8 protein-coding genes are annotated in these 10,030 nt (G+C 63.8%); 6 read left to right on the top strand and 2 right to left on the bottom strand.

Going from position 1 to position 10,030, the window contains the following annotated elements:
• Nucleotides 1–808: 808 nt before the first annotated feature.
• A complete protein-coding gene (purB, locus tag SOX55_RS07125) occupies nt 809–2,227 on the top strand; it encodes an adenylosuccinate lyase (protein WP_325286749.1) in 1,419 nt (472 codons plus the stop codon).
• 171 nt (nt 2,228–2,398) lie between these two features.
• The gene (locus SOX55_RS07120; RefSeq protein ID WP_325286748.1) at nt 2,399–4,486 is read left to right on the top strand and encodes a glutamine synthetase III family protein; all 2,088 of its coding nucleotides are present in this window, start codon (nt 2,399–2,401) and stop codon (nt 4,484–4,486) included.
• A gap of 234 nt (nt 4,487–4,720) precedes the next feature.
• Here the strand turns inward: SOX55_RS07120 and SOX55_RS07115 are convergent, their stop codons facing one another.
• Both SOX55_RS07115 and SOX55_RS07110 read right to left on the bottom strand, forming a co-directional pair.
• Nucleotides 4,721–5,410 carry an LrgB family protein gene (locus SOX55_RS07115; RefSeq protein WP_325286747.1) on the bottom strand — a complete coding sequence of 230 codons (690 nt, stop codon included), beginning with the start codon at nt 5,408–5,410 and terminating at the stop codon, nt 4,721–4,723.
• Complete coding sequence (locus SOX55_RS07110; RefSeq protein WP_325286746.1) at nt 5,407–5,769, bottom strand: CidA/LrgA family protein; 363 nt, start codon at nt 5,767–5,769, stop codon at nt 5,407–5,409. The genes SOX55_RS07115 and SOX55_RS07110 overlap by 4 nt, the downstream gene beginning before the upstream one ends.
• 344 nt (nt 5,770–6,113) lie before the next feature.
• On the opposite strand from SOX55_RS07110, the gene SOX55_RS07105 reads away from it, so the two are divergent.
• The 4 genes from SOX55_RS07105 to aroB all read left to right on the top strand — a co-directional run bounded on the left by SOX55_RS07105 (nt 6,114) and on the right by aroB (nt 10,028).
• On the top strand, nt 6,114–6,662 hold the full coding sequence (locus SOX55_RS07105; RefSeq protein ID WP_325286745.1) for a zinc dependent phospholipase C family protein: 549 nt from the start codon (nt 6,114–6,116) through the stop codon (nt 6,660–6,662).
• A gap of 352 nt (nt 6,663–7,014) precedes the next feature.
• Entirely contained in the window at nt 7,015–8,028 is a 1,014-nt protein-coding gene (gene aroF / locus SOX55_RS07100) for a 3-deoxy-7-phosphoheptulonate synthase (RefSeq protein ID WP_325286744.1), read from the top strand.
• A gap of 3 nt (nt 8,029–8,031) precedes the next feature.
• Nucleotides 8,032–8,868 carry a prephenate dehydrogenase gene (locus tag SOX55_RS07095; RefSeq protein WP_325286743.1) on the top strand — a complete coding sequence of 279 codons (837 nt, stop codon included), beginning with the start codon at nt 8,032–8,034 and terminating at the stop codon, nt 8,866–8,868.
• Nucleotides 8,869–8,957: 89 nt separating this feature from the next.
• Entirely contained in the window at nt 8,958–10,028 is a 1,071-nt protein-coding gene (gene aroB / locus SOX55_RS07090) for a 3-dehydroquinate synthase (protein ID WP_325286742.1), read from the top strand.
• Nucleotides 10,029–10,030 lie beyond the last annotated feature (2 nt).

Raw genomic sequence — 10,030 nt, 5'->3', positions numbered from 1 at the left:
GTTGGGGCCGCCAATCGTGCCGCTTCCTCGAAACAGGCTCGCTGTTTCCGCCGCTGGCGGCGCTTCGCCTGTTTCCCCCATTTTCTTTGGGTCTTGCCCAAAGAAAACGGGCCGTGCACGGTCCAAAAGAAAGGCGCTTTTTCCGCCTTTGTACACAAAGGCGGACGGGAGATTCCTCAGACGGTACCGACCAGGTCCGGGAGCCTTCTGCCGGCTGCGCTCTCCATTCTGCGTAAACCGATATTGCTCCGCCGCAAGTCGGAGGCTTGGGTGGTCAACGGGGTGCAGAACCGAAAGGCCCCTGCGTGTTGGCCCCGGGCGTTCCGCTGCGCTACGCCCAACCGGGGTGGTTGATGGGGCACTCCGTTTCGCTGCTCTCCGCTACTGCCCGGGTATGCGCGTAGCGAAGCGGAACGCGCGGGCAGAGAAGGACAGTCCTTTCGGTCTTCCACCCCGACTACCACCGCACTTCCGCGACTTGCGGCGGAAAGCTGCCGAAAAGCAAAGAGTTCTCCGCACCCGGCAGAGGCCGAAAGTTTCCGCCCCGCCGATTGAGGAGACCCCCGGTCTGGGCTTCCGGCACAGCCGGAAGCCACGAAACGTGTTTCTTTTCCACCGCTCCGGCGGCGACTTTTCTTTGCACGGGCAAAGAAAAGTGGGGGCCGGAAGCCCGCACTGCTCAGCGCATCCCCCGCGGGGAACCCGCGATCCCCCGGTGATCACCGGCATCCCCGCGCCGGGACCGGTGAAAAGCCCACAAATTCGAGAAATTTCTCTCCGAGACAGAAATACAGAAAGGCTGGTTTCCATGTCCAAAGACCGTTACGAATCCCCTCTGGCGTCCCGGTACGCCTCCGAATTCATGCTGCACCTGTTCTCCGCCGACATGCGCATCCAGACCTGGCGGAAGCTGTGGGTGGCCCTGGCCCGGGCCGAGCACAAGCTGGGCCTGCCCGTCTCCGCGGAGCAGGTGGCCGAGCTGGAGGCCCACATCACCGACATTGACTACGAGATGGCCGCTCAGCGGGAAAAAGAGGTGCGCCACGACGTGATGGCCCACGTCTACACCTACGGCAAGGCCGCCCCCTCCGCCGCCGGCATCATCCACCTGGGCGCCACCAGCTGCTACGTCACCGACAACGCCGACCTGATCATTTACCGGGAGGGCCTGCGGTATCTGCGCCGGGAGCTGCTGGCAGTGCTGGCCAACCTGTCCGGTTTCGCCGACCGCTACAAGGCCACGCCCACCCTGGGCTACACCCACTATCAGCCGGCCCAGCTGGTGACGGTGGGCAAGCGTGCCACCCTGTGGATGCAGGACCTGCTGGCGGACCTGGAGGAGCTGGACTTCGTACTGGACAACCTGAAGTTCCTGGGCTGCCGGGGCACCACCGGCACCGAGGCCAGCTTCATGGACCTGTTCGCCGGAGACGGCGCCAGAATCGACGAGATGAACCGGATGATCGCCGGGGAGTTCGGCTTTGACAAGTGCTTCCCCGTCTGCGGCCAGACCTATCCCCGGAAGGTGGACAGCCGCATTCTGGGCGCCCTCAGCGCCATCGCCCAAAGCTGCTACCGCATGGCCAACGACATCCGCCTGCTGCAGCATGACCGGCAGGTGGAAGAGCCCTTCGAGAAGAACCAGATCGGCTCCTCCGCCATGGCCTACAAGCGCAACCCCATGCGCTGCGAGCGCATCTGCTCCCTGTCTCGCTACCTGATGGCCGACGCCATGAACGCCCCCATGACCGCCTCCGTGCAGTGGCTGGAGCGGACGCTGGATGACTCCGCCAACCGGCGCATCGCCCTGCCGGAGGGCTTCCTCTGCGCCGACGCCATTCTCCGCCTGGCCCGGAACGTCACCGACGGCCTCCACGTCAATGAGCAGGTGGTATCGTCCACCGTCCGGGAGTACCTGCCCTTCATCGCCACGGAGAACCTGATGATGGAGGGCGTGAAGCGGGGCGGCGACCGCCAGCAGCTCCACGAGGTCATCCGGGGCTGCTCCATGGAGGCCACCGCCGTCATGAAGGAGGGCGGAAAGTGCGACCTGCTGCGCCGCCTGGCGGACAGCGGCGCCTTCGCCATGACCGAATCGGAGATGGAGGCCGTGCTGGACCCCGCCGCCTATATCGGCCGCTGCCCGGAGCAGGTGACGGCTTTCCTGGCCCAGGTGCGGCCGCTGCTGTCCGGCGCCGACGACACCGCCGTGGAGATCAACCTGTAAGCAGCGCGGACTTCCTCCTGTCTTTTCTGCCGGAGGAGGTCCGCTTTCCGTCGTTTTTACCTGTCAACTTCAGCTTTCTTCCGAACATTCTGCATTTTCCAAAGAAAGTGCTTGCATTTTCGGCCGCAGTTCACTAAGATAGCGGTAATACCAATCAGAGGAGGCCCCCCTATGTCTGAACCCACCAAACTGCCTGAGCTGTTCGGCTGCATGGTGTTCAATGAGGACACCATGAAACAGCGTCTGTCCCCCGCGTCCTACAAGGCCTGGAAGAAGTGCATCACCGACGGCACGTCCCTGGACCTGTCCATTGCCAACGAGATCGCCGAGGCCATGAAGCAGTGGGCCTGCGAAAAAGGCGTCACCCACTACACCCACTGGTTCCAGCCCATGACCGGCGTCACCGCCGAGAAGCATGACAGCTTCATCACCCCCGCCGGCGGCGGCAGAGTGATGCTGGAATTCTCCGGCAAGGAGCTGGTGCGGGGCGAGCCGGACGCCTCCTCCTTCCCCTCCGGCGGCCTGCGGGCCACCTTCGAGGCCCGGGGCTACACCGCCTGGGACCCCACCGCCTTCGCCTTTATCAAGGATGACATTCTCTGCATCCCCACCATTTTCTGCTCTTACTCCGGCGACGCGCTGGACAAGAAGACCCCCCTGCTGCGGTCCATGGACGAGGTGTCCCGCCAGGCGGTGCGGATTCTGCGGCTGTTCGGCGACACGGAGACCCGCCGGGTCACCCCTCAGGTGGGCGCGGAGCAGGAGTACTTCCTCATTGACAAGAAGGACTACGCCCGCCGGCTGGACCTGCGGCTGTGCGGCCGGACGCTGTTCGGCGCCAAGCCCTCCAAGGGCCAGGAGCTGGATGACCACTACTTCGGCGCCATCCGGCCCCGGGTGGCGGCCTTCATGAAGGACCTGGACACGGAGCTGTGGAAGGTGGGCGTGCTGTCCAAGACCAAGCACAACGAGGTGGCCCCCTGCCAGCATGAGATGGCCCCCATCTACGCCGACGCCAACAGCGCCTGCGACCAGAACCAGCTGGCCATGGAGCTGATGAAGCGGGTGGCCGACAAGCACGGCTTCGTCTGCCTGCTCCACGAGAAGCCCTTCGCCGGCGTCAACGGCTCCGGCAAGCACGACAACTGGTCCCTGAGCACCGACACCGGCAAGAACCTGTTCAAGCCCGGCTCCACCCCCAGCCAGAACGCCCAGTTCCTGGTGTTCCTGGCGGCCTTCATCAAGGGCATCGACGAGTATCAGGACTTCCTGCGGGCCACCGTGGCCTTCGCCGGCAATGACCACCGTCTGGGCGCCCAGGAGGCTCCCCCGGCCATCATGTCCATCTTCCTGGGCGACGAGCTGGGCGCCGTGGTGGATTCCATCATCCAGGGCACGGAGTACAGGGAGACCGGCAAGCGGACGCTGGAGATCGGCGTGGACGTGCTGCCCGCCATCCCCCAGGACAACACCGACCGCAACCGCACCTCTCCCATCGCCTTCACCGGCAACAAGTTCGAGTTCCGGGCCCTGGGCTCTTCCCAGTCCATCTCCGGCCCCAACATCGCCCTGAACACCATCATGGCCGATGCCCTGTCCCAGTTCGCCGACGAGCTGGAGCAGTCCGCCGACTTCCAGAGCGACCTGTCCGGTCTCATCCGCCGGGAGCTGACGGCCCACCAGCGGATCATCTTCAACGGCAACGGCTATGACGAGTCCTGGCCGGTGGAGGCCCAGCGCCGCGGGCTGGCCAACCTGCGGAGCACCGCCGACGCCCTGCCCGCCTACGTGGCGCCCAAGAACGTGGATCTGATGGTCCGCCACGGCATCTACACCCCCCACGAGATTCAGGCCCGGTACGAGATCCACCTGGAGAACTACCGCTCCGTCATCTCCATTGAGGCCCACACCATGGCGGACATGATCCGCCGGGAGGTGCTGCCCGCCGTCTCCGCCTACGGCGCGGAGCTGTGCCGCCGCCTGGAGGAGAAGAAATCCTGCGGCATGGCCAACGTCTACGAGCAGAGCACCGCCCAGGAGGTAAGCCGCCTCACCGACGGGCTGCTGTCCGCCTGCCGGAAGCTGGAGCAGGACACCGGCACCATCCCCGCCACCGCCAGCGAGGCCGTGACCTACTGCCGCAGCGTCATCGTGCCGGATATGAAGGCCGCCCGGTCCTTTGCCGACCGGCTGGAGGTCCTCACCGACGCCAAGTACTGGCCCTTCCCGGTGTACAGCGACATGCTGTTCTACGTGTAATCCCCATCCATCCAAAAAGGACTGCCGCTGTCCGCGGCAGTCCTTTTTTCACGTTTCCGCCCACCGCGCCGTCACCGCCAGCAGGTTCAGACCCACCGTCACCGCTCCTTTCCTGATTTCCCGCTCATCATAACAGCTTCCGCCCTTCGCCGCAACAAACGCAGCGTGGAGTTCCCCGAGAAAGGCAAAAACCGGGCCTGCCGCTGCGTGGCAGGCCCGGGCGGGAACCCGTATTTACATCAGGATCTCAAAGCTCAGGGCCACCACCGCGGTGATCAGGCCGCACAGGCCCATGGCCAGGCCGCTCATGGCGCCCTCCGTGGTGCCCATCTCCAGCGCCTTGGCGGTGCCCATGGCATGGCTGCAGGCGCCGATGCCCAGACCCACGGCCATAGGCTCCTTCACCCGGAACAGCTTCACCAGCATGGGGGCCACCAGGTTGCCCAGAATGCCGGTGAAGATCACCGCCGCCACGGCGATGGGGACGATGCCGCCGTTGCTCTCTGCCACGGCGGAGGCGATGGGGGTGGTGACGGACTTGGGCATCAGGGACATGGTCATGGACCGGTCCAGGCCGAAGGCTTTGCACATCAGAAACACGCTGGTCACGGAGGCCACCACGCCGGCGGTGCAGCCCACCAGCACCGGCAGCCAGTACTTCTTCAGCAGGTCCATCTTATTGTAGATGTTTACCGCCAGGCAGGCGGTGGCAGGCCCCAGCATGGTGTTGATGAGGCTGCCGCCCTTGTTGTAGGAGTCGTAGGGGATGTGGAACACCGTCAGCACCGCGGCGATCAGCAGCGCGGCGATCAGCAGGTTGTTGCAGATGACCAGTCCCGTCTTTTTCTGGATGGCAGTGCCGATGCAGTAGGCCACCACCGTCAGCAGAATGCCGAAATAGATGGATTCCAGCAGCGCGCTCATGCTTCCTCCCCCTTTTTCATCAGTTTCATGGTCAGCTTCACCGCCCAGACGGTGACGCCGTAGGTCACCAGCATGGACACCACGCAGATGGTCAGGAAGGGAAGCAGATTGTCCCAGATCACATCCACATAGTTCATGATGCCGGTGACGGCGGGAACGAACAGAAACGGCAGGTTGCCCAGCAGGAAATCCGACAGGTCCCGGATCTGCTCCACCCGCAGCGCCTTCACCGCCAGCAGGATCAGCAGCAGGATCAGGCCAATGACGCTGGCCGGAAAGGAGATGGGCAGAATGTGCTCAATGCACTGGCTCAGCCAGCAGATGCCGAACACGATACCGATTTGTTGAATAAGCTTCAAGGGGATTCCACCTTTCTGCGTTGTCTGCGTTGTCTGATTTTTCGCGTGAACAGCACTATTTTAAAGAGGGGAATTCCCAAAGTCAAACAAAACCGTCCGGAATTCCCCTTCTCCCCGGAAATTTGGCAGTTTTCGCCAACTGCGTCCAGGAATTTTTCGTTTGCTTGTACAGATTTTCTCCGCCGCTGCCGGGGCAGTCCCCCGCCGTTTCGGAGCCGGTTTTGCAGAAATTTTACGGAATGCCGCCGGATTGCCCCCATTTTCCGCCGCTGTGTCTCTTGCCACGGCCCCGGGTACGTGTTATACTGGATGCACGTTTGAAATTCCGCCCGGAGGTGCCGCCCATGCAGAAGCGCAGCCACAAGCTCCTTGCCCAGTCCCTGATTGACAGCTACAACGGCTTTCAGAAGCGCCGGTTTGAACTGGCGTTCCTGCTGGGCTCCTTTGAGCCGGACTGCAACCCGCTGTCCTACATCAAGGGCTCCCGCCGGGGCAAAAAGCTGATGGGCCACAACTTCTCCAACTCCCAGGCCTTCATCCACCGGCGCATCCGGCGGCTCCAGGACCGGGACCACTGGACCGTGTGGCAGTATTACACCCTGGGGAAGCTGACCCACTATCTGGCGGACGCCTTCACCTTCCCCCACAACGACACCTACGCCGACTCCCTGATGGCCCACCGGCGCTATGAGCACGACCTGCGGCTGTACCTGTCCGCCCATCTGGAGGGCCAGACCCTCCGTCCCGTCCGGGCCATCGCGGACCCCGCCGCCGCCATCGACCGCCTCCACCGCCAGTACCTGCGCGCCGGCTCCGACTGGCAGCGGGATATGCGCTATATCCTCCGGGCCAACAGCCTGCTGCTGGCCTGTCTGCTGCCCCAGGCCTTGTGAGCGTAATCGGTTTATGCTGTAATCTGCATAATTTTTCCTTTAAAGCGCTAAAATTATTTATACATATTGCCCATTTTCTTTTCCGTTTTGACATGGTATTCTTAACGCAACTACAAGAACGGGAGAACCTTTATGAACAACATCGCCCGCGCAGCCGAATACCGCTACTTTAGCTTTACCTACTTTTACGGTGGTAAGGCTTATTTCGGTTTGGCTGAACGCGGGAACGCGTAAGCGCAGAGTTGTCAGAAGTTGGAGCATGACGACCCGCGGCCAGACCGGCCGCGGGTCTTTTTGTTTCCCGCAAATGTGCCCGCCGGAGGCGGAGCGTCAAATTTAGGAGGAATCTGTTATGATCGTCATTCTGAAGCACAACCCCAACAAGGACCAACTGGAAAGTCTCATCAACTGGCTGCAGGAAAAGGGCATCATCATCCACACCAGCATCGGCGAAGCCAACACCATCCTGGGTCTGGTGGGCGACACCTCCAAGCTGGACATTGACCTGATCTCCGCCCTGGACATTGTGGAGGACGTGAAGCGGGTGCAGGAGCCCTACAAGAACGCCAACCGCAAGTTCCACCCCGAGGACACCGTCATCCACGTGGGCGGCACCCAGATCGGCGGCGGCACCCTGACCCTGATGGCCGGTCCCTGCTCCGTGGAGTCTGAGGAGCAGGTGGTGGCCATTGCCAAGGCCGTGAAGGCCAGCGGCGCCACCATGCTGCGGGGCGGCGCGTTCAAGCCCCGCACCTCCCCCTACTCCTTCCAGGGCCTGGGCGCCACCGGTCTGGAGTACCTGAAGGTGGCCAAGCAGGAGACGGGTCTGCCCATCGTCACCGAGCTGATGGACCTGAGCCAGCTGCCGCTGTTCAAGGACGTGGACGTCATCCAGATCGGCGCCCGGAACATGCAGAACTTCGACCTGCTGAAGGCCGTGGGCCATCAGGACAAGCCCGTGATGATCAAGCGGGGCATGTCCGCCACCTATGAGGAGTGGCTCATGAGCGCCGAGTACGTCATGGCCGGCGGCAACGAGAACGTGATCCTCTGCGAGCGGGGCATCCGCACCTTCGAGAGCTACACCCGCAACACCCTGGACCTGGCGGCCATTCCCGTGCTGCGGAAGCTGACCCACCTGCCCATCATCATCGATCCCAGCCACGCCACCGGCAAGAGCTGGCTGGTGGAGCCCCTGGCCCTGGGCGCCGTGGCCACCGGCGCCGACGGACTGCAGATCGAGGTTCACAACGATCCCACCCACGCCCTGTGCGACGGTCCCCAGTCCCTGCGGCCCGAGGTGTTCGATCCCCTGGCCAAAAAGCTGCTGAAGCTCCACGAGACCATGAAGACACTGGAGGGCTGAGTCATGAACGTAGGAATCGTGGGTCTGGGCCTCATCGGCGGGTCCATGGCCAAAAGCATCAAGCACCGCACCGGCCACACGGTTTACGGCATTGACCTGAACCAGGAAACCATGATGATGGCCCGGATGTGCGGCGCCATCGACGGTTCCCTGACGGCGGACACCCTGCCGGAGTGCCAGCTGATTCTGGTGGCCGTCCGGCCCCGGGCCGCCATCGACTGGGTGGCGGAAAACGCCCGCCACATCGCCAAAGGCGCCATTCTGGTGGACCTGTGCGGCGTGAAGCGGATTATGGTGGAATCCCTGGCCCCCATCGCCGCGGAGTACGGCTTCTCCTACATCGGCGGCCATCCCATGGCCGGCCGGGAGCGGGGCGGCTTCACCTCCGCCACCGATGACCTGTACGTGGGGGCGTCCATGATTCTGACGCCGGACGACCACACCGACATGCCCCTACTGGAGACGCTGAAGGCCTTCTTCCTGGACCTGGGCTTCGCGGGGCTGACCTTCTCCACCCCGGAGGAGCATGACCGCATCATCGCCTACACCTCCCAGCTGGCCCACATCGCCTCCAGCTCCTACATCAAGTCCCCCGAGGCCCAGCGCCGCCGGGGCTTCTCCGCCGGCAGCTTCCAGGACATGACCCGGGTGGCCCGGCTGGACGAGGACATGTGGACGGAGCTGTTCCTGGACGACGCCGACTACCTGACCACGGAGCTGGACATTCTCATCCGCCACCTGCAGGAGTACGCCGACGCCCTGAAGGCCCGGGACGCCCAGAAGCTCCATGACCTGCTGAAGGACGGCCGGGAAAAGAAGGCCACCGCCGGCGGCGTCTGACCCCGCCATTCTCCCCGCCGGAGGGAGGCTCCTCCCCTCTCGCCTCCCTCCGGCTTCCTCTTTGAAACTCTAAACAAAGGATGTGCCCTATGTCCAACTGTGTGAACACCATCCGGGTCCATGTGGACCCGCCCTATACCGTCACCATCGGCAGCGGTCTTCTGGCCCGGTGCGGTGAGCTGCTGCGCCCGGTGCTGGGGGAGTGCCGCTTGTGCGTGGCGGCGGACTCCAACGTGGCCCCCCTGTATCTGGACACGGTGACGGAGAGCCTGCGAAGCGCCGGCTATACCGTTTCCACCTGCCTCTACCCGGCGGGGGAGGCACACAAAAACCTGGAGACTCTCTCCGGCATCCTGGAATTTCTGGCGGCGGAGCATCTGACCCGTTCCGACTGCGTCGTGGCCCTGGGCGGCGGCGTGTGCGGCGACATGGCAGGCTTTGCCGCCGGCTGTTATCTCCGGGGCATCCGCTATGTGCAGCTGCCCACCACGCTGCTCTCCGCGGTGGACTCCTCCGTGGGCGGCAAAACCGCCATCGACCTGAAGGCCGGCAAAAATCTGGCGGGCGTCTTTCTGCAGCCCGCCGCCGTGCTGTGCGACACCGACTGCCTGCGTACCCTGCCGCCTGAGGTGTTCGCCGACGGCGCCGCCGAGGCCATCAAAACCGGCGTGCTCAGCGACGAGACGCTGTTCTCCCTGTTTGACGCCGATGACCTGACGGACCGGCTGCCGGAGATCATCGCCCGGTGCATCGCCTTCAAGGCAAAGGTGGTGGAGGAGGACGAGCTGGACAACGGCGTGCGGCGGACGCTGAATCTGGGTCACACCGCCGGCCACGCCATTGAAAAGTGCGCCGACTTCCGGCTGACCCACGGCCACGCCGTGGCCATCGGCATGGTGATCATGGCCCGGGCGGCGGAAAAGCTGGGCTGGTGCACGGAGCCCTCCGCCGACCGCATCGCCGCCATGCTGCGGCGCAACCGCCTGCCTGTCTCCACGGAGTTCTCCGCTTCGGAGCTGGCCGCCGCCGCCCTGTCCGACAAGAAGCGCCGGGGCGACAGCATCTCCGTGGTGGTGCCGGACCGCATCGGCAGCTGCTATATGAAAAAGGTGTCCGTAAACGACCTGGAAGCCATCTTCCGGGCGGGACTGGAGGGGTAAGC

The organism is Dysosmobacter sp. (genome assembly GCF_034093755.1).
Classification (GTDB): domain Bacteria; phylum Bacillota; class Clostridia; order Oscillospirales; family Oscillospiraceae; genus Oscillibacter.
The sequence above is the reverse complement of the archived record's forward strand: the minus strand, read 5'-3'. Positions and strand labels throughout refer to the sequence as shown.